Annotated in this window: 16 protein-coding genes and 1 pseudogene; 6 read left to right on the top strand and 11 right to left on the bottom strand. The window is 51.9% G+C overall.

All coding sequences use genetic code 11. From position 1 onward, the window contains the following. Positions 1–39: 39 nt before the first annotated feature. The 11 genes from ACJHVI_RS02225 to hldE all read right to left on the bottom strand — a co-directional run bounded on the left by ACJHVI_RS02225 (position 40) and on the right by hldE (position 12,620). Positions 40–369 (bottom strand): hypothetical protein, encoded by a 330-nt coding sequence (locus tag ACJHVI_RS02225; protein ID WP_483182987.1) that lies wholly within the window; start codon positions 367–369, stop codon positions 40–42. A gap of 61 nt (positions 370–430) precedes the next feature. After that, positions 431–967, bottom strand: coding sequence for an REP-associated tyrosine transposase (locus ACJHVI_RS02220; protein ID WP_483182986.1), 537 nt, complete (start codon positions 965–967; stop codon positions 431–433). A gap of 204 nt (positions 968–1,171) precedes the next feature. After that, positions 1,172–2,608 (bottom strand): TolC family protein, encoded by a 1,437-nt coding sequence (locus tag ACJHVI_RS02215; protein WP_483182985.1) that lies wholly within the window; start codon positions 2,606–2,608, stop codon positions 1,172–1,174. Between the two features lie 3 nt (positions 2,609–2,611). Beyond that, a complete protein-coding gene (locus ACJHVI_RS02210) occupies positions 2,612–3,739 on the bottom strand; it encodes an ABC transporter permease (RefSeq protein WP_483182984.1) in 1,128 nt (375 codons plus the stop codon). Then, on the bottom strand, positions 3,740–6,559 hold the full coding sequence (gene rbbA / locus ACJHVI_RS02205; protein WP_483182983.1) for a ribosome-associated ATPase/putative transporter RbbA: 2,820 nt from the start codon (positions 6,557–6,559) through the stop codon (positions 3,740–3,742). Further along, a complete protein-coding gene (locus tag ACJHVI_RS02200; protein ID WP_483182982.1) occupies positions 6,514–7,623 on the bottom strand; it encodes an HlyD family secretion protein in 1,110 nt (369 codons plus the stop codon). Before ACJHVI_RS02200 ends, rbbA begins: the two co-directional genes overlap by 46 nt. Next, positions 7,623–7,871: an FAD assembly factor SdhE gene (locus ACJHVI_RS02195; RefSeq protein ID WP_483182980.1), complete on the bottom strand. Its 249-nt coding sequence runs from the start codon at positions 7,869–7,871 to the stop codon at positions 7,623–7,625. Before ACJHVI_RS02195 ends, ACJHVI_RS02200 begins: the two co-directional genes overlap by 1 nt. Before the next feature lie 138 nt (positions 7,872–8,009). After that, positions 8,010–9,017, bottom strand: a complete 1,008-nt coding sequence (bioB, locus tag ACJHVI_RS02190) for a biotin synthase BioB (RefSeq protein WP_483182978.1) — start codon at positions 9,015–9,017, stop codon at positions 8,010–8,012. Positions 9,018–9,416: 399 nt separating this feature from the next. After that, a complete protein-coding gene (locus ACJHVI_RS02185) occupies positions 9,417–10,172 on the bottom strand; it encodes a hypothetical protein (RefSeq protein WP_483182976.1) in 756 nt (251 codons plus the stop codon). Between the two features lie 60 nt (positions 10,173–10,232). Continuing rightward, positions 10,233–11,195, bottom strand: coding sequence for a dipeptidase (locus ACJHVI_RS02180; RefSeq protein ID WP_483182974.1), 963 nt, complete (start codon positions 11,193–11,195; stop codon positions 10,233–10,235). Beyond that, positions 11,196–12,620 (bottom strand): bifunctional D-glycero-beta-D-manno-heptose-7-phosphate kinase/D-glycero-beta-D-manno-heptose 1-phosphate adenylyltransferase HldE, encoded by a 1,425-nt coding sequence (gene hldE, locus ACJHVI_RS02175; protein ID WP_483182972.1) that lies wholly within the window; start codon positions 12,618–12,620, stop codon positions 11,196–11,198. A gap of 116 nt (positions 12,621–12,736) precedes the next feature. Between hldE and msbA the strand changes: the two genes are divergently transcribed. From msbA to ACJHVI_RS02145, 6 genes and pseudogenes are all read left to right on the top strand, one after another. Beyond that, positions 12,737–14,482, top strand: coding sequence for a lipid A export permease/ATP-binding protein MsbA (gene msbA / locus ACJHVI_RS02170; protein WP_483182970.1), 1,746 nt, complete (start codon positions 12,737–12,739; stop codon positions 14,480–14,482). A 17-nt stretch (positions 14,483–14,499) separates the two neighbouring features. Beyond that, positions 14,500–16,308, top strand: a complete 1,809-nt coding sequence (locus tag ACJHVI_RS02165) for a cation:proton antiporter (RefSeq protein ID WP_483182968.1) — start codon at positions 14,500–14,502, stop codon at positions 16,306–16,308. Positions 16,309–16,316: 8 nt separating this feature from the next. Beyond that, positions 16,317–17,633 carry a chromosomal replication initiator protein DnaA gene (gene dnaA / locus ACJHVI_RS02160; protein WP_483182965.1) on the top strand — a complete coding sequence of 439 codons (1,317 nt, stop codon included), beginning with the start codon at positions 16,317–16,319 and terminating at the stop codon, positions 17,631–17,633. A 203-nt stretch (positions 17,634–17,836) separates the two neighbouring features. Further along, positions 17,837–19,078 (top strand): DNA polymerase III subunit beta, encoded by a 1,242-nt coding sequence (gene dnaN / locus ACJHVI_RS02155; RefSeq protein ID WP_483182963.1) that lies wholly within the window; start codon positions 17,837–17,839, stop codon positions 19,076–19,078. Between the two features lie 186 nt (positions 19,079–19,264). Continuing rightward, entirely contained in the window at positions 19,265–21,151 is a 1,887-nt protein-coding gene (locus ACJHVI_RS02150; RefSeq protein ID WP_483182961.1) for an MFS transporter, read from the top strand. An 83-nt stretch (positions 21,152–21,234) separates the two neighbouring features. Then, positions 21,235–21,417, top strand: a pseudogene (locus tag ACJHVI_RS02145) (IS5 family transposase); the annotation flags it as partial.

Genomic DNA, 21,417 nt, shown 5'->3' with positions numbered 1-21,417 from the left:
CTTGTCATTGCGGCATGGGAAAGGACAATAAGGTTAAGTTTATAAAAGATTATTTTGCTTAAAAAACGCTAGATAGCACCTATTTTGTCCCTTAGGGCTAAAGAACTCGAAAACAGCACCTAAAATGTCCCTTTGCCCAATATCTAATAAATTTAATTCATTACTTTTAGTTTCTGTTTGTATTTTTTTCGCAACAGGAATTTCCGATTTAAATAAATTACGCAAAAATCTACTTTTCCCCGCATTATTTTTCCCAATAAAAAAATTCAAACGCTTGATTTCAATTACAGGATTTTTAGCTGTTTCATCAATTAAATTATCTGATTGATAATCTTCTAAATCTTCCGCCCAATAATATTGTTTTTCCATATAAATTTCCTTTATTTAAATTTCAGCAAGCGTAGGGTGGGCAACTCGTTGCCCACGCGGTTTAATCCCAATCTACCTGAATTTGCTTGCGCACAATCTCTGTGCCGCCCCGGTTTTCAGGCAAAATGCCCAAGCGCACATAACGATGAAAGCTTGAATATTCCCAATCCACGCATTGCGCCACATATCCATGTTTTACAGGGTTAAAATGCACATAATCTATACAATGCCGTAAATCTTGTTCATTACGGATTTCATGTTCCCAAAATCGACGTTGCCAGATGCCTTTTTCTCGGTGTTTAATTTTGCTGTGGCTACGCGTTTGATTGGCATCAAAATGACGAGAAAAATAGCGTTTAATCAGTTGCCATCTCAATGAATAATCGCAGTCATCAGTCGGTAAAGTCCAAATGGCATGCACATGGTCAGGTAATACGCATACTGCAACTGATTCAAAAGGATAATCTTGCCAAACTTTGCGATAGGCTTGTTTAAAATAATCAATATGTTTAAGCAGTAAATTACTTTGGCGGTTGGCTAATACAAGGGTAAAGAAAAATGTACCGCCTTTTTGCTGTGAACGCCGATAATGGGACATGGTTTCAAGCTGCCTATGAGAATGAAGTGGTCATATTAACATGATTTTTTGTTCAAATAATTCAATGGGTAAAATGGAATTGTGTGTATGCAGCCTGAAAAATTGGGGATTGCCTTAAAACGCGTGGGCAACTTGTTGCCCACCCTACGCTTATGTCCCACATCATTTTTTATAGCTGCCGAACATGTGTAATGACGAACGGTATCAAGGCGTATGTTGTTCCCAGCCGCCGCCGAGGGCGCTGTAGAGTTGGATAAGGTTCAGGGCGTAGCCGCGGCGGTTGGCGAGTTGATGTGTGCGGTATTCGGCGGCATTGAGAATGGCGCTGGGGATGGTGTCGAAGGTTTCGCGTCCGTATTTGAAGAGGCTGCGTGCTTGTGCGATTTGTGTTTCGCTGTGTTGCAGGGCTTTGTTCAGGGATTGGGCTTGTTTTTCCAAGGCGGCGGCGAGGCGGTAGCTGTTTTGCGCTTCGGCAAGGGCGTTGAGCAGGGTTTGGTCGTATTCGGCAAGGGCTTGGCGCAGTTGGGCTTCGGCTTTGTCCAGCTGGGCTTGCAGGCGGCCTGCGGTAAAGATTGGCAGTTGCAGATTGATGCCTAAGCCTGCGCCGCTGGCGCCGAGGCTGTGTTGCAATAGGTCGCCGTCCAGTCCGATGCGTCCCTCAGCCAGTGCAAAGTTAAGGCTGAAACGCGGGTAGAAGTCGGCTTCGGCGGAGGCGACTTGGGCGCTGCGTGCCAAGATGGCGGCTTTGCGGGCGCGGATGTCGGGGCGGCGTGTGATGAGTTCGGCGGGGTAGTGTCCGCCGGGGGCGGTAGGAAGGGCGGCGAAGAGTTTTCCTCCGTCTGCGGCGATGTGCAGTTCGGTTTTGCCGGCGAGGGCGGCAATCTGGGTGATGTGATTGCTGCGTTCGGCATCAAGGCCGGCGATTTGCGCATTGAGGGCGGCGATTTTGGCGGCGAGGTCTTCGCGGTCGTATTGGCTGGCTTGTCCGGCGGTAAAGCGTCCTGAGGCATAGCGTGCCAGTTCTTGCAGGGCACTTTGCTGGCTTTGCAGGATGCGGCTGCGTGCTTCGATATGGCGGGCTTCGATGTAGTGTCGGGCGATGTTTGCCGCGAGTAGGATTTGTGCGCCGTGTAGACGTTCGGCTTCGCTGAGATAGGCGTAGTAGGCAGCATCGGCATCGCTTTGTTTTTTGCCGAAGAAGTCGGCTGTCCAGCTGCCGATAAGGGCGCTTTGCCGGCTGTGGGCGGCGGGGGGAAGGTCGTCGCCGATTGGTGTCGGCAGGGCATTGGATAGGGGGTTGTCGAGATTGCCTAAGGCGATGCCTACGCCTGCGGTGGCGCCGAGCATGGGGTTTTTGTCGCTGTCGGCAAGGGCGGCGGTGGCTTGGGCTTGTTCGATTCGTGCTTTGGCGATGGCGATGTCGGGCGCATTGGCAAGGGCGTCGTCGATAAGGCGGTTGAGAACGGGATCTTGGAAATGCCGCCACCATGCGCGGATGTCGGTTTTGCTAGGGTTGTCGGGGCTGTGTTCAAAGCTCGTCGGCAGGCTGATGCGCGTGTCTATCGGCGGTATGTCGCTGTGTTGGCAGGCGGCAAGGCTGATGATGAGGGCGAGGCTGAATGATAGGCGGGTGGCGGTCATGGTTTATCCTTGTTTGTCGAGCATGGAACGAAAGCGCAGCAGGGCGATGAGTAAAAATGCCAGTCCGATGCCGCCCATAATCAGCAGTTCTTTTTGCACCAGATGCAGGGGCGCGTTGCGGAACAGCACGGCATTGCTGAAGCTGACGTATTGGGTCATGGGCGAGGCTTGGCTGATGTTTTGCAGCCAGTCGGGCATGCTTGCCAAGGGCGTTTCGCCGCCGGAGATGATGCGCAGGACGATGTATATCGGCAGCATGAGGAGGGCGAATTGCGGCATGCTGGGGGCGGCGATGGCAAGCAGGATGCCGAGGGCGGCGGCGGAAAAGAGAAAGATGACCGTACCAAGTGCAAATAGTGCCATTGAGCCGGATAAGTCCACGTTCAATACGCCTTTGACGATGAATTGCACCGATGCCAAGGTCGCCAGCGCAATGACTGTGCCGTTGGCGATGATTTTCGCCGCCGCGATTTCGTTGGCGCTAACGGGCATGACGAGCAGATGTTCGATGGTGCCGCGTTCGCGCTCGCGGATGACCGCCGCGCCGACTAAGAGCATGGCGAGCATGAATACGAAGGTGCTGACGTTGGCAAGGGCTAAAAACCAGCTGCTGTCGGTATTGGGGTTGAATGTGATGTTGAGATGGGCTTGCAGGGGCAGCAAATCCGCTATATTGCCTTGTCCGAGTAGGGCGAAGGCTTCGCGCTGTATGATGTGTTGTAAATAGCCGAAGCCGATACCGGCTTGGCTGAGCGCGGTGGCATCGGCGATAACTTGGATTTCCGGCTTGGCGCCGCGTAGCAGGCCTTTTTCCAGTTGCGGCGGCAGTACCAGTACGAAAATATAGTCGCCTTTATCCATGGCTTGCTGTGCCGCCTTCAGCGAGGGCAGATGCTGCGGCGGCTGGAAATACGGCGCTTGTAGGCTGTCGGCGAGGCGGCGGCTAAAGGCGGAATGGTCTTCATCGACTATCGCAACGCTGGCATTGCGCACTTCAATGCTGATGCCTTTGGCAATCGCGATAATCGTTACCGTGAATATCACGACAATCAAGCCCATCATGACGGCATCGGAGAGCAGGCTGCGGAATTCTTTTAGGGTCAGGGTCAAGGTATTGCGGAAGCGGTGCATTTATTTCTCCTGTTTGCGCAGCAGCATAATGGCGAGGCTGAGACAGCCCAGCGCAAAGGCGAGCAAGGCGGCGTAGTTGGGGAGAAAATCGGCAAAACTCTGCCCTTTGGTAAAAGCACCCAAAGAGATACGCTGAAAATGTGCCGCGGGGAAGACCGCCGCCATGATACGCCCACCGCCGGTAATGGTGGAAACGGGGTAAAGCATGCCGGAGAAATTCATGGCGGGAATCATGGTCAGAATCGCCGCAGCCGCCATTGCCGCCACTTGTGAGGATAAAATGCTGGACACCAGTAAACCAAAGGCGGTAACGGCAAAAATCAGCAGGTAGGCACCCAACAGCATGGCGAAAAAGCTGCCGCGAATCGGCACGCCGAAGAGCAGCACCGCCAATAAGACCAAAATAAGAAAGCTCAATAAGCCTGCGCCGATATAGGGCAATTGCTTGCCGAGCAGAAATTGCGCCACCGAGGCGGGCGAGGTGTACAGATTGCTGATAGAGCCGATTTCTTTTTCACGCACCACACCCAAAGTGGTCATCATCACGGGAATCAGCATCAATGCCATCATAATCACGCCGGGGGTGATGGCATAAATACTTTTGAAATCCTGATTATAGGCAAAGCGTGCCTGCACTTGCAGCGGCGGACTGAGATCGAGGGGATAACCGCTTTGCCGCAATTTTTCCACGCTATAGCTTTGCACAATGCCTAAGACCATACCTTTAATATTTTCCGCCAAAAAAGGGCTGCTGCCGCTGATGAGAAAAGCGACCGGCGTCGGCGATTGCCTGAGCATGTCTTTGGCAAAACCCGAGGGAATCTCAATCACTAAAGCCGCCCTGCCGCTTTTTAGCGCTGCCTCTTTGGCGGCAGCGGAAGACAGCGGCGCCTGCTCGCTAAAATAAGGCGAGCCGCGAAAATGTGCCAATAAGGCGCGGCTTTCCGCGCTTTGGTCTTGATCCCAGACGGCGAAATCAATCGCGCGCACATCAAATGAAATCGCGGCGGCGGCAGAAACCATCATCAATACCGGCCCGAACAAGGCGAAAAACAGGCGCACGGGATCGCGCAGCAATTCCTTGCTTTCGCGTCTGGCAAAAGTCCACAGCAAAGACAGCCATGCTACAAAACCGCTGTGCGGTGCGGTATGTGCGACGGCAATGGGCGGGTGCTGTTCGGCATCCTGACGCGCTTCTGCCGCTGCGGGCGCCTCTTCTGCAGCTTCCAAATAGCGGATAAAGGCTTCTTCCAAATTTGCTGCGCCCTGACGGCGGCATAATTCCCGCGGCGTCCCCATATCCAGTACGCGTCCGCGGTGCATAAAGGAAATGCGGTCGCAGCGCGCCGCCTCGCTCATGAAATGGGTGGATACGAAGATGGTAATCCGTTCTTCGCGCGAGAGTTTGCCCAATTCCTGCCAGAACAAATCGCGCGCCGCAGGATCCACGCCCGAAGTCGGTTCGTCTAAAATCAAGACTTCGGGATGATGTAGGCAGGCGGCGGCAAGTTGCAGACGCTGGCGCAGTCCCAAAGACAAATGGCGCGGCAAGATATCCGCTACTTCCGCCAATTGATAGCGACTTAAGGCGTCTTGCACCGCTTTTCGCGCCGCGCTGCCGCGCAGGCGGTATAAAGTGGCGTGCATTTCCAGATTTTTGCGCACGCTCATTTCTTCATACAAAGAAAAGGCTTGCGACATATAGCCCACGCGCATCCGCATCTCGATGCTGCCGGCTTCGATGGCTTCGCCTAAAAGTTCGGCATGACCTTCGCTGGGCTCGAGCAGCCCCGTCAGCATCTTCATCGTGGTGGATTTGCCGCAGCCGTTCGAGCCTAAAAAGCCGAAAATTTCGCCTTTTTCAATCCGAAAACTGACGTTGTCCACCGCCGTGAAATCGCCGAAACGTTTGCTCAAACCCTCCGCCTCCATTGCCGGCGGCGCATCCGCTTCGGGCTGGAAAGGCGGAATCTGCAAATCAACATCGCCGCGTTTGTCTTCGGGCAGGAGATGATGATAGGCGCGCTCCAGCGGCGTAATATGGCTGATGCCCTCATCATCGGGCGGCGGCGTGCCGGCGTATTGTGCAATGACTTCCGCCGTCGGTGCATGAATCAGCAATTTGCCCTCGTTCATGGCAATCAATTGCTCGAATTGCTCCGCCTCGTCGATATAGGCGGTGGCGACCAATACCGTCATGCGCGGATTTTCGCGGCGCAAATCGGCAATCAATTGCCAGAATTGCCGCCTTGACAGCGGATCAACGCCCGTCGTCGGTTCGTCTAAAATCAACAATTCGGGATCATGCACCAATGCACAGCACAGGCTTAATTTCTGCTTCATACCGCCCGAGAGCTTGCCCGCAGGACGGTCGCGAAAACGCAGCAAATCGGTGGCGCTTAACAATCGCTCAATCCGTGCCTCGCGTTCGGCGGTAGGAATGGAAAATAAGCGCGCGTGGAAATCGATATTTTCGTCAATCGAAAGCGTGGGATAGAGATTGTAGCCCAAGCCCTGCGGCATAAAGGCAATCCGCCGCGACAGGGCTTGCCGCGCATGGCGGTCGGCAATATCTTGCCCGAAAACATGCAAACTGCCGCTTTGCAGAATTTTGACCCCTGCAATCAATGCCAGCAAAGTCGATTTGCCCACGCCGTCCGGACCGACCAAAGCAATGCTCGCCCCTGCCTTCAGACTGAGGCTGAAATCCTCCAATGCCGTCGTTTTGCCGTAGCGATGCGAAACACGGCGCACATCGACGGCTAGCGGCGCAGTCATTGCGGCTTCGCTGGCAGACGCAATGCCAATTCGCTCGGCCATTCCTTATGCTCGTCTAAGCGCACATAGCCGACAGCCGTCATGCCGCCCTTGAGATAATCGGCATAATCGGCGGCAATCTCGGGTGGAATCCGCACCGTTACGCGATACATCAAATGCTCGCGCTCGGCGGCGGTTTCCACATATTTCGGCGTGAATTGCGCTTGCTCGGCAATTCGGCTGACTTGCGCCGGCAACACCGCCGACAAACCGTCGGGTACAATCCGTGCCTCCGCCCCAATCACTACCTGCCCCACCGCGCTAATCGGCAAAAACACGTCCATCGACACGTCCAGCGGATCGACCAAAGACAGCAGCACGCTGCCCGCCGCCACTACATTGCCCGCCTGTGCCACCGTATATTCCACGCGTCCGCCAATCGGCGCTTTGACCGTCAAATCCTCAATCGCGCTTTGAATCGCGCGAATCTCGGCATCGGTTTGCGCGACTGCCGCCTGCGCTTCCTGCACAGCTGCCGCCGCTTCGCTGATGGCTGCCTGCGCCTCCGTTTCTCCGGCTTGCGCCTGCGATTTACCGGCATTGGCGGCATTGACCGCCGCACGCAAAGCATCGCGCGCCTTTTCGCGCTTTGTCAGCTCCGCCGCAGAAATCAATTTCTGCTTAAACAACTGCCGCGCATTGTTCAATTCCTCTTCGGCAATCGCCAATTGCGCGCGCTGAGCCGCAATCTCGGCATCCGCCTGCGCCATACCGCCGCCGGCACGCGACTGTGCGCTTTTGGCTCTTTGCTCGGCGCCTTGCGCCCGCCGTACCGCACTTTGCGCTCGTGCGCGCGCCGCCTCTGCCGCCGCTAATTTCGCCTCCGCCTCTTCGGAAGACAAACTGACCAAAACATCATCTTTCGTCACCTGCTGCCCTTCCTGCACATGCAGCATTGCAATCCGCCCGGGGCGTAAAGTCGCCACGCGGTAACGCGCCAATTCCAAACGCCCGTTGGCTTTGGCAAAACCCTCTAACTGCGTATCCAACAACTGCTGATTACGCCACCAAGCAAAAGCCGCTCCGCCCGCAATCAACAACAAGAGTAATGGAAGGATTTTCTTCATTATTCGCCCGCTTTCGCCACTTGATAATCGCGCAAAATATCAATCAAAGCCTGCACCTCGGCATCGGCATCGCGCTTGCGCCCGAAAAGCAAATCCAAAATCAAAGGATCCTGATAGCCCAGCAATTTTTCAAAAGCCGCCTGCCGCGCCTCAGATGCCTGCGGATAATCCTGCTGTAAATAGCTTTCCATCAATAAATCTAACTCTTTCATGCCTCTGCGACACAACCATTTCAAACGTGGGTTCATCTTTACATCCTTTGCAAGCACACTGCCGGCTTATCTGTGAAAAGCGCATCATAGCGCGGTCGGAAAAAGCATACCATACACGATTAGCCGCCTTGCCTTAAGCTCTGTAGCGCCTGTATGATTTTTCCATTGCTCCGATTATATTGAAGGGCGATAGACACCCAAAGCGGCGGCTTGCTGCAAGCTGCGGCGCAATGCCTGCTGCGCCGCCACCCATTCGGGATTGATGCCCAATTTGGCGAATAATTGTACATCGCCCTGCTCGTCGGCATTATTGGCGGTCAGCAATTTGCAGCCGTAGAAAACGGAATTGGCGCCCGCCATAAAGCACAGCGCTTGGGTTTGTTCGCTCATAAATTCCCGCCCTGCCGCAATGCGCACCGCGCTTTTGGGCATGAGAATGCGAGCGGTAGCGATGACGCGCACAAAATCAAAAGGATCGAGATCGTCTTCATGCGCCAGCGGCGTGCCTTTGACACGCACCAGCTGGTTAATCGGCACGCTTTCTGGCGGCTTAGGCAAATTTGCCAGCGTTACCAGCATTTCCAAGCGGTCATGACTTTCTTCGCCCATACCCATGATGCCGCCCGAGCAGATTTTCATACCGGCATTGCGCACGTGTTCCAAGGTATCCAAACGTTCGTCATAAGTGCGGGTGGTAATGATTTTTTCGTAAAATTCGCGCGAGCTGTCCAAATTATGATTGTAATAATCCAGACCTGCCGCCGCCAATTGCTCTGCTTTATCGGCATCCAACATGCCCAGCGTCATGCAGGTTTCTAAGCCTAAGGCTTTGACTTCGCGCACCACTTCCGTCAAAAAAGGCATGTGCTGCGGCTTAGGATCGCGCCATGCCGCGCCCATGCAAAAACGTTGCGCGCCTTGCGCTTTGGCACGCTGCGCCGCTTGCAGAATTTCTTCTTTCGACAATAATTTCTCGCGCGCCACGCCTGTTTGATAGCGCGCGCTCTGCGGGCAATATTTGCAATCTTCAGGGCAGGCGCCTGTTTTAATCGACAATAAGGTGCTGACTTGTACTGCATTTGCCGCATGATGAGCGCGATGCACTTGCTGCGCCTGAAACATCAAATCCATAAAGGGCTGGTCATGAATTGCCCGCGCCTGTTCGAGCGTCCAAAGCGGCATATAAGATTCCTTAGAAAAAAGTTACTGTATAACTAAAAGATGTCGCCAAAGCAAATAAAATTTTCTTTAAGAAAATATCTATAGTCGAAGAACTGAAAAAGTGATACAAAATATCAAGCTGAAACCTTTGCAAAGGTTTCAAGCTGCGAGCGTTATAGAGAGTACAGCAAAATGAATCAAAACTGTAACTCTTTTTGAAATCTTTGACTATAGTCATTAATGATTATGTGCGGATAAAATCAAAACTAATACCTTGTAAAACTAGAAATTTAAATGCCGTTCATAAAATAGCATTGCAAATAGGGCATAAAAAAGCGGAAGAACATTCCGCTTTAGATGATTTCATCGATAGTTTAGGTATTTAGTATCGATATACCTGAATTTGTATCCGATTTCAGATTAGAAACATTTTACAGGTTTATATTCAGCCGGAAAACCGCTTCCGATATCGCATTTCCAGTAAGTGAGGTTTGGCTGGGTGATAAAGCTGTTTGTCATTTCCGCATTGCGCAAATCATTAACTACATCACCGCTAAAAGTTAAGACAATCTGCTGTCTTTGCGCATCAAGACGCAGATTAAAGCGGCTGTCGCTATTGTGCAGATTGAGTTTTTCCGGGAAGGTTTTGCTTTCTCTAATGGCGTTTTCTATTTGCGATTCCGTTTGTTTTAAGAGTGCCAAAGCTGCTTCCGCCTGTTCTTTTCCCGCTTTTTTGTCTAATAGGGGTTTAGAGAATATAAAGGCCAGCAGAAGTACGATTAACACGCTAAAAGCAATGATGATTTTGCGCAAATCAAATAAAGAGGAACTGCCTAAATTCGTATTTTTATCGGATAAGACGGAATATTCCGCTAATTCTTTGCGGATGTCGTATTTATGATGTTCGGGCTTGGTACTGTGATGATTTTTGGTAACGCTTTCGTCAATGTCCATAAAGCTGTCTTTAGGACCGGAATAGCCGTGTTCGAAATCATATTGCACGCGCAGTTCAGGGTCGGTAAGCGTTTCTTCGATTTTATTGATAATGGCGGTGTAATTGCCGGATTTGTCTCTTTCTTCACGAAAATGCCGAATCGCTTCGGCAACTTCGCGTAAATCTGCATCCGGACTAATATGAAGGATGTCGTAGTAATCGTTTTTTTTGGGTTCGGCCATTATTCCTCCTTAGCAAGGCGTATGATTATGCCTGATTATCGAGCATTTGTCAGTTAATTGTTATTTCCATACTTGACTGATTAAGCGCAAAATATTACCTCGCATAATCGCATCTATTTGCGCCTCGGTATAGTTGCGCTTAGCAAGTTCCTCGCCAATGCCCGCCAAACCCGCCGGAGAGATGTATTTGCCGGAGAGTCCTTTGCCGGGCAGATAACCAGCTTCCACCGGCCACCAGTAGCCGCGATCGACATCGGCAGGAATATCGGGACGTCCGTCGTCATAGCAATAATCCAAGCCGATTGCCGTATGTTCGACACCCACAAGCCCCGCCACATATTCAATCAGCGGCAGCATGGACAGGGGATTGAGGTTTTCATCGCCGACAAAACGCCACACGCCGTTTAAGGCGATCAATCCGCCGGTTGCCGCCACCGCCCGTATAATGTCGTCGCTGATATTGCGTCCGTGCGCGACCAGCGCGGCAGGATTGGCATGGCTGTATAAGACGGGACGTTTGCCGCTTAAGCGACAAATATCGAATGCGGTTTCTTCGCTGTTATGGCTTAAATCCATCAAAATGCCGTGGGCATGAATGGCTTCCACCACCTCGCACCCCAAGGCGGTCAAGCCCTGCGGCGTATCGTGCGCACCGCCGGCAATGCTGTTGTTGCGGTTATACGCCAAATGGATTTGCCGCACGCCCAGATGGTGATAAAGCCCAACCATGTCCACGCTTTCTAAGAGCGGCAAAGCGCCCTCCAAATCAAAGGAAATCGCCAGTTTATTTTCGGCGAAAGCGCGTTCGATGTCGGCATAGCTTTGCGCCTGAATCAGCCAATCGCTTGCCGCGATTTGGCGGCGGAAACCGGCAATGGTACGCATAATTTGCGACAAAGGATTCATGTCCATGCCGACATTGATACTCACATAGCGCACGCCGCTGTCGTAGTGCAGGCGCAATTGGGCGAAATCGGTATCTCCGTGCAGGGGCAGGCAGCTATGGCAGTCGGCAAAATACATTTATTGCTCCTTTTGGTATTTGGATAGGGTTTTAGTGGTAGAAAAGCCGTCCACATAAGACATGATTTTCACTTCGCCGCCCTTGGCTAAGACTGCTTGCGCGCCCGGAATGTCTTCCACGCGGTTATCGCCGCCTTTGACCAAAATATCCGGCATCAGTTCTTCAATCAATTGCGCAGGGGTGTCTTCTTCAAAAACGACGACCCAATCCACGCTTTGCAAGGCGGCAAGCACCGCTGCGCGGCTGTGCAGATTATTCGCGGGGCGGCTTTCGCCTTTCAAGCGCCGCACCGATTCGTCGGTATTGACCGCAACAATCAAGCGGTCGCCCAAGGCCTTGGCTTCCGCCAAATAGGTAACATGTCCCGCATGCAGAATATCAAAGCAGCCGTTAGTCATGACGATTTTCTGTCCGCGTGTCCGCGCCCGCGCAATCAGACGTTTAAGACTTTCCTTATCCACCACGCCGTGCGAACGCGCCCGCGGCGGCTCCAAAGCGGCGCGCAGCTCTTCCGGGCTGAGCGTGGAAGTACCAAGTTTTCCCACCACCACACCGGCGGCGGCATTGGCATATTCCAAAGCCTGCGGCAAAGGGATTTGAACGGCTAATGCCGCCGCCAAAGTGGCAATCACGGTATCGCCCGCCCCCGTTACGTCATAGACTTCGCGCGCCTGCGCCGCCAAATAATGTTCTGTTTGCGCCGCCACATAGCGCATGCCTTTTTCGCTTAAGGTAACCAATACCGCCTGAATGCCGCAGTCATCGAGCAAGCGCCGCGTATTAGCGACCAAATGCGCATCGCTGGCATTGCCGATCGCCAAAGCCAGTTCGCTGCGGTTCGGCGTGATGATATCCGCGCCGCGATAGCGGGCGTAATCGCTGCCTTTGGGATCGAGCAATACTAATTTTCCCGCTTGCTTGGCTTTTGCAATCAATCGGCTGACATCAGCCAATGCACCTTTGCCGTAATCGGAAAAAACCACCACATCGGCTTCTTCCACAGCCTTTTCAAAAGGTGCGGCTAATAATTCTGCGTATCGGGCATAATCTTTCGCTTCAAAATCCAAGCGCATCAGCTGCTGATGGCGCGATAAAACGCGCAATTTGGTAATCGTATCGGCAGGGCAATTTTCCATGAGATCTGTAATGCCCTGCTGACGGATAATCGCGCGCAATTGTCCGCCCGCCTCATCATCGCCGACCAAACCGCATAAGGCGACTTTCGCGCCCAAAGCGGCTAAATTCATCGCCACGTTTGCCGCACCGCCCGCCCGTGCTTCCTGACTGCTGATATTGACCACCGGCACCGGCGCTTCCGGCGAAATTCTCTGCGTATCGCCTCGCCAATTGCGATCCAGCATCACATCGCCGATCACTAAGACGCTTGCGGCGGAAAAATCCGGTGTATTTCTTTGCTCCGACATCGCTAATCCTCTAAAAAACGCTATTCAATCCGCTGATTAAGCCCTTGAAGCAGGAAGCTGCTATACTGCCCGCCTTTGCGTCTGCCGACGCCTGACAAACTAATATAACACCCCTTATGCTCAATAAAGAAGATAAAGTCCGCTATCTGCGTCTGATTGCCTATCTCAAGCCGCTTAAAGCTATGGCGGCGCTTGCCGTCATCGGCACTTTGCTTTACGGCATGACCGAGCCGCTCATGCCTTGGATTATGAAAGGTCTGATTGACGAAGGCTTTTCTAGCGACGGACAAAGCCATAATTACCGCGCCATTTATTATTTCGTCGCCCTGATGATCGGCGGCTTTACCCTGCGCGGCATTGCCAATTACGCCTCTTCTTACGCCACCACATGGGTGGGGCAGAAAGTCGTCTATCAATTGCGCAGCGAGATGTTCGCCAAAATGCAGCATTTGCCGATGGCGTATTTTAACGAACACAGCCAAGGCAGCATGCTGTCTAAATTCACTTATGACGTCAATCAGCTGCTCTCCGCCACCACCAATTCCCTGATTCAGCTTATCCGCGACAGCATCACGATTCTCGCCCTGATTATCAGCCTCTTTGTTTTAGACTGGCAGCTGACTCTGATTCTGATGATTGCCGCGCCTTTTGTGGCATGGTTTATCGTTTTCGTTTCCAAAAAAATGCGCCGCCTCTCCCAGCGCCTGCAAGAAGACATGGGCAGCATCAATCATGTGATTGACGAAGCCTTACGCGGTCGCGCCATTGTGCGGATTTTTAACGGCTTTACACACGAACGCGCGCGATTCAATCAGCAGGCGCATTCCATCGAAAGCCATATACTCGCCTCAAGCCGCATCTCCGCCATGACCTCGCCGATTTTGGAAGTCATCATCATTCTGGCACTATCCGCCGTCATTCTGATTGCCGCCACCCAAAGCCACAGCGACGGCATGACCAACGGCAAATTCGTCGCCTTTCTCGGCTCGATGGCATTGCTCTTTCCGCCGATAAAACGTCTCGGCAAAGTCAATGAAGCCATTCAGCGCGGTCTTGCCGCAATGGAAAGCGTTTTTACACTCCTCGATGCCGAAGAAGAAGAAATCCGCCAAACAACCCCTAGCGGCATTCGTTTGGAACAGGGCGACATCCGCTTTGAAAACGTCTCTTTTGCCTATGGCGAGCGGCAGGTATTGGAAGATTTTTCCCTGCACATTCGAGCAGGCGAAAGCATCGCCCTAGTCGGCGAATCGGGTTCGGGCAAATCGACTCTTGCCGCACTGCTGGCAGGCTTTTATCCGCCCGACAGCGGACGCATTTTCATCGATGGACAAGATACCGCCTCAATCCGTCTGGAAGAACGCCGCCAAGCCATGGCATATGTTTCTCAAGAAACCATGCTCTTTGATACGACGATTGCGCAAAACATCGCCTATGCCGATGAAAAGCCCGATCAAGAAAAAATCGTTGCTGCCGCCGTCTCCGCCAATGCCGACGAATTTATCCGTCAATTGCCGCAGGGCTACGACAGTCCTGTGGGGCAATACGGCAACCGCCTCTCTGGCGGACAAAAACAGCGCATCGCCATCGCCCGCGCCCTATATAAAGACGCGCCGATTCTGATTTTAGACGAGGCAACCTCCGCGCTAGATAACCGCAGCGAGCAAAAAGTGCAGGAAGCGATAGAGCGCCTGAGCAGAAACCGCACCGCGATTATCATCGCCCACCGCCTATCCACGATTGAAAGCGCCGACCGCATCGTCGTGCTGGAACGCGGCAAAATTCTCGAATCCGGCAACCATCAAGCGCTGCTAGACAAAAACGGCTACTATGCCAAATTGCTGCAACGTATTCCTTCTTAACCCTAAGCGATATTGATATGAAAGACCTTTCTCTAATGCTTGCCACTATTTTGGCACTCGGCATCGCCGCCCAATGGCTAGGCTGGTTTTTAAAAAAACCGGCGATTATTTTCCTACTTGCCGCCGGTTTACTGCTCGGCCCGACCTTCCATGTCTTCAATCCCGACGAATTGCTGGGCGATTTGCTCTTCCCCGTGATTTCATTGGGCGTGGCGGTGATTTTATTTGAGGGCGCGCTGACGCTGAACCTGCCCGAAATCAAAAATCACGGCATGGTCGTGACCAAACTGGTCAGCATCGGCGTAGTCATCACCATTGCCATCACTGCATTTGCCGCTTGGGCAATCATGGATTTGAGCTTTCCGATTGCGCTCTTATTCGGCGCATTGGTCTGCGTAACCGGCCCGACAGTCATCGTGCCCCTGCTGCGCAGTGTGCGTCCGAACCGCGCAATCAGCAATATTCTGCGTTGGGAAGGTATTATCATCGACCCTATCGGCGCGCTGTTGGTGGTCTTGGTTTACGAATGGATTATTGCGGGACATTCGCCGCTGATTTTCGCCAAAGTGATTATCATCGGCTTGGCGCTGGGTTTTGCTGCCGCCTTCGCCCTTGCCACCGCCTTGAAAAAACAATGGATCCCCGAATATCTGCAAAACGTCGGCACCCTTGCCTGCGTCCTGCTGATATTCAGCATTTCCAATGCCCTTGCCGAAGAATCGGGCTTATTGACGGTAACCGTCATGGGCATGATGATGGCGAACATTAAAAGTCTGCACACCGACGATATTGTCGATTTCAAAGAAACCCTATCGATTTTAATTATTTCCCTACTTTTTATTCTGCTCGCCGCCCGCGTCAATTTCCAAGGCTTTGTGCAAATGGGCTTCGGCGGTATTGCCGTATTGCTGATTGTGATGCTGGTTGCCCGCCCGATTTCCGTCTGGGTCTGTGCTTTGGGTTCGCCGCTCAGCCGCAATGAAAAATTATTGATCAGCTGGATTGCGCCGCGCGGTATCGTCGCCGCCGCCGTATCCTCGCTTTTTGTTTTAAAACTGCAATCCGGCGGCAATCAGGAAGCCGATATTCTCGTGCCGATGGTCTTTACCATCATCATCGGCACGGTAATGCTGCAAAGTCTCTCCGCCAAAACCTTGGCGATAAAATTGGGCGTTGCCGAAAGCGCGTCCAACGGCGTTTTAATTACCGGCTCGCAGCCCTTTGCCATCACGCTGGGCAAAAGCCTGCAGGAAAACGGTATCGAAGTCCTAATCGCCAGCAATCAATATCAGCAAAGCCAACGCGCGCGCATGGCGGGACTGGCGAGCTATTACGGCAATCCCGTTTCCGAATACGCCGACCGCAAATTAAACCTAATCGGCATCGGACAGCTGATTGCCCTGCATTCGCGCGAAGAAGAAAACCTGCTTGCCGCCCTGCGTTATCGCAATGAATTCGGCAAAGAAAACGTGTACCGCATCCGCATCGAGCATCAGGAACAAGACGGCGAAATCCACCGCGACGACTGGCAAAGCCCTTGGCTGTTCGGTAAAGACATCAGCAATGCCCAATTGCAAGAAAGCCTGAACAAGGGCGCGGCGATTAAGCTGACCACCCTGAGCGAAGCCTATACATGGGAGCAGTATCAAAGCGATAATGCGCAGAATATTGCGCTCTATGCCTTAGATAAAAAAGGCGGACTGCATATTTTCTCCAGCGCAAGCAACCTCAAGCCGCAAAAAGGCTGGAAAATCGCCGCCCTCGTGATTAAGGCGGAAGAAAAAGCGCGCAAAAAAGCCGAAGACCGTCTGGAAAATTTATCTTAAGGAAGACCATGAGCGAAGCCAATCAAAAATGGGAAACCATCATCGACAGCCTCAAGCCGATTTTGAGCGAAGATTTCGTCAATCTGCTCAAATCCTGCGAACTCAGCCAAGAAAAGCAGCAATGGTTCATCAATGCGCCCAACCAGTTCGCCATCAGCACTTTGGAAAAGAAAGTGCTGCCCACGCTGGGGCTTGCCTTGGAAAAATACGGCATTCAGAAATTCAAACTGCGCGTGCATGAGCCGGATATTTTCGACGAGCAGAAAAACGTCCGCAAAACCGGCGGCAGACAATATAAAAGCAACCTCAACATTGAATACCAGTTTGACAATTTCGTCGTCGGGCAATCTAATGACAATGCCTATGCCGCCGCCAAAAGGGTCAGCGAAGGAGAATTCAATCCGCAATTCAATCCGCTGCTGATTTACGGCGGCACGGGATTGGGCAAATCGCATCTCATGCACGCCGTCGGTAATGCCCTGCGCGCCAACGGGCGCAACCGCGTCATTTATCTGACCGCCGAAGAATTTACCAATGATTTCATCGCCGTGCTGCAAGAAAAGAAAAGCAATATGCAGGAATTTAACGAATATTACCGCAGCGCAGACGCGCTCTTAATCGACGACGTGCAATTTTTAGGCGGCAAAGAACGTTCGCAAACCGAATTTTTCCACACCTTCAATAGCCTGTTTGACCGCCATTGCCCGATTATCCTCACCTGCGACCGCTTTCCCAAAGAAATCGACGGACTCGAGCCGCGCCTGCAATCGCGCTTCGGGCAGGGCTTAACCGTATCCGTCGTACCGCCGGATTTGGAAACCAGAATCGCGATTTTGCACAATAAAGCCGACCGCTTAAATTTCCATTTGCCCGACGATGTGGCGCTTTATATCGCCGAACAAGTGGTTTCCAATGTCCGCGATTTGGAAGGCGCGCTGAAAAACGTCTATATGCGCTGCGAAATCCGCCAATTAAGCGCCCCCGACATCCGTTTGGCGCGCGAAGCTCTCGGCGATTTAATCAAAGCGCGCAGCCGCCAAATTTCGCTGGAAAACATTCACAACGTCGTCGCCCGCCATTACAAAATCACGCCGGAAGAAATGATTTCCAAAAGCCGCAAAGCCAATATCGTTTTGCCGCGGCAAATCGGCATTCATTTGGCGCGCAAGCTCACTCAGCATTCCACGACCGAAATCGCCCAATATTTTAATGTCAAAGACCACACCACGGTTTTACATGCTTGCAACAAAATCAATGAAAAGCTGGATAATGATTCTGCTTTCAATGAGTTGTACCGCGGTTTGGAAATGACCATCACGGGCTAATAATTTTTGTATTAAGTGTGTATTTCTTGTGCATAATAGTCAGCAAAAGTAGTCAGCCGATTTATCCACAGCAAGGCGGTATTTTGTTCACAGCTTCACAGCTGCATCAACCCCCGCTTTCTCTAGGAAAATAAACCGCTTACTCATTTATCCACTATTCCACAGACCTGACGACGACGTCGTCTTTATAAAAAAGAGGTTATATGAAATTTGAAGTTGTGAAAAACATTCTGATCTCTCGTTTGGCAGAAGTGAATGGGATTATCGAGAAAAAAAGCCCCCAACCGATATTGCAGCATATTTTGCTGGAAGCAAAAGAAGACAAACTGCATCTGCTTGGCACCGACACGGAAATCACGCTCGCCACAGAATTGCCCGCCAAAGTAGAAGAAGCGGGAAAAATCACAGTTTCCTCAGACTTGCTGACCCAGCTGATTTCACAATTGCCCGATCAGGCGAACATTCATTTTCATTTGGAAAACGAACAGCTTTTCGTACGTAGCGGCAAAAGCCAATTTCAATTGCAAACCCTGCCAGCCGAAGACTATCCGATCGCCCAAAGCAGCGATAAAACGGGCGAATTTGAAATCGACGCCCTTAACTTCGTCTTCTTGCTGGATAAAGTGCGTTTTTCGATGGCGAAAAACGATATGCGCCACTATCTCAACGGACTGCAATTGGCGGTGGAAGGCAAAAACATCGAAGCGGTTGCCACCGACGGACACCGCCTTTCTTTGGCAAACAGCGAATTAAGCGCGGCGGACAATGTGCCCAATGCTCTGATTCTGCCGGCTAAAGCGGTCAAATCTTTGATAGAAAACCAATTGAATATCGACAAATGGCAAAGCCATTCGGAGCAAAGCAAATTGGCGGCAGCTAATGTTGACGAGCTTAACGAGATTAAAGACCAAATCGAGCGGCTTAAAGAGCTGAAAAAGCTGCCACGCTTCAAACAGGCGGAAGCCCGTTTTCGCGCCGTAACGCTCAATCTTGGCGAACGCGAGCTGTCCCTCGACAACGGACATTCCCGCCTCACTACGCGCTTGGTTGACGGCAAATATCCCGATTACCGGAAAATTATTCCCCCTATCCAAGAAAGCCCCGTTCAAATCGAGCGCAAAACCCTGCACGAAGCCTTAAAACGCAGCAGTATCTTGCTGACGCGCAAAGACGAAACCGGCGTGATTTTGGAATTTAAAGGACACAGTCTGACCATCACGGCGCGCAATAATGAAAACGAACTTGCCGAAGAGCATATCGATATTCTCAATCCCGCCGATATCGAAGTGCGCATCGGTTTGAACGCCAATTATCTGATAGAAGTCGCCGATGCCGTGGAAGGCGAACGTTTGCAATTGCATATTCAAAGCGCCGACGGCCCGATGCTGATTACTTGCGAAGAAGAACCGGCATTGAAATACGTCATCATGCCGATGCGCATCTAATTATTGAGAACCTGCATTTCTAAACGCTGCGGCAGATGTTTTCCTTTTAAGGAGAATCCGCCGCAGGTTTTGTATAGTCGATTAGCATAAAAATGAGCCGATACCGTGTCATTGCCATTTAATCGACGACATAAATACAGGTTCTTGACCGCCGCTTTTATAGCGGCGCAAATGTAAGGATTATCCATGCTTTTTTTCAGCCGCCGCTTTTTCCCCTTCTTTATCGTGCAATTTTTCGGCGCATTTAATGACAACCTCTTTAAAAACGCCATGCTGATTTACTTCAGCCTCATGTTCAGCGCGCAAACCCTAAGCCTATACACCAATCTTGCCATGGCATTATTCATTCTGCCGATGTTCATCTTTTCGGCATGGTCGGGCTTGGTAGCGGAAAGCATCGAGAAAAAGCGCCTGATTGTTCTGCTGAAAATCATGGAATTTCTGATAATGAGCGCAGGGGTTTTCGCCTTTCTCTGGCAGCAGCCTTGGCTGATGATGGGCGTTTTATGCTTATTGGGCATGCAATCCGCCTTCTTCGGACCGGTCAAATACGGCATTCTGCCAGAAAGATTAAAAGCGCAGGAATTGATGCTGGGCAATGGCTTGGTTGAAGCCGGCACCTTTCTCGCCATCTTGACGGGCACGATTTTAGGCGCGGATTTGGTCGCGCGCGGCTTCGGGCACGAGCTGCAGATTATCGGCTTCAAATACCTTTACGCCGCCATGCTCTCTGCCGCCGGCATCGGACTTGTCGCCGCCTGCTTTGTGCCCAAACAGTCATTGGGCAAGCAAGAACAATTGCCGCCTTTCAAACCGTGGATGCAAACCAAAGCCCTGTTAAGCTACACCTACGGACAAAAACCGCTCTTCCAAGCCATACTCGCCAATTCATGGTTTTGGCTCTTAGGTGCGGTCTTGCTCACGCAAATCCCACAATTCAGCAAAGACGTGTTAGGCGCGAATCCGCAAATCACCACCTATCTGCTAGCACTATTTTCCATCGGCATCGGCATCGGCTCGATTGCCGCCGCCAAACTCACCGCAGGACGCATTGAAACCGGCTTATCCGCCCTTGCCGCATGGTTGATGCTGCCCTTTCTCTTGGGGATTGCGCTTTTGGCAGGCAATAGCGCCGATGTGCAAAGCAGCCTGAACTTCGCCCAATTCTACCGCCAAGGCGATTTTTGGACGGTCAGCATCTTATTCTTCGGCATGGCATTCACAGGCGGGCTGTACATCGTGCCGCTGTATGCCAAATTGCAGCATCAAAGCGAAGAAGGCAATAAATCGCGGATTATCGCCGCCAATAACATCATCAATTCCTTAGCCATCGTTTTTATCAGCCTCTTTTCCGTTCTCATCTTAAGCATTCTCGGTCTATCCATGCGCAGCCTCTTCCTGATTGTCAGCGCCGCGCATATCGCAGTAGCAGTATGGCTGTTCCGCCGCGAACCGCAATACAGCCTGCGCCTGATTGCCATTCTGATGAGCTACGGCTTCTACCGCCTGCGCATCGTCGGCAAAGAACGCCTGCCGCAGCAAGGTGCGGCATTGCTTATTTGTAATCACGTCAGCTATATGGACTCGCAAATCATCATTGCCGCCAGCCGCCGCCGCGTGCGCTTTATGATTTACTACCTCATTTACCGCTTTAAACCCTTAACATGGCTGTTTAAATCCGCCGGCACCATCCCGATTGCCGGCAAACGCGAAAATGCACAAATATTCAATCAAGCCTTCGATATCGTCAGCCAATCTTTAAAAAACGGCGAACAAGTGCTGATTTTTCCGGAAGGCAAACTTACCACCGACGGCGAAATCAGTGTCTTCCAACGCGGGGCGGAATTCATCCTCAAACGCGATCCCGTGCCCGTTATTCCGCTTTATATCGACAACCTTTGGGGCAGCTTCTTCAGCCGCCACGGCGGACTGTTTAAAGGCAAACCGCGCAAATTCCGCGCCCTGATTAGCGTCTATGTCGGCGAAGCCCTGCCGCCCGATGCCAATATCGACGACATGCGCGCCGCGGTAAAACAACTGGAAATGCAGGCGAAAGCCGTGCGGGAACAATAAAAGCCTTTTGGCAGTCTGAAACCTTTGCAAAACCCCAAAAATCCTCTAAATTCTCCCCAACCCAGAATTTAGAGGACTTTTCCATGAGCAGCTTCTTCTACCACTCCGCCCAAACCCTGCTCAACCAATACGCTGACCGTTTCCCCTTGCTTAAAATCACCCAACTGCTCGATTGGCAAGCCATTGAACACACACTTGCCAGTAAAAAAGTGGCTGATTTGCGCGACCACGGCGGTCGTCCTGCTTATCCGTTGTTGCCGATGTTT

Source organism: Suttonella sp., from assembly GCF_056855035.1.
The sequence above is the reverse complement of the archived record's forward strand: the minus strand, read 5'-3'. Positions and strand labels throughout refer to the sequence as shown.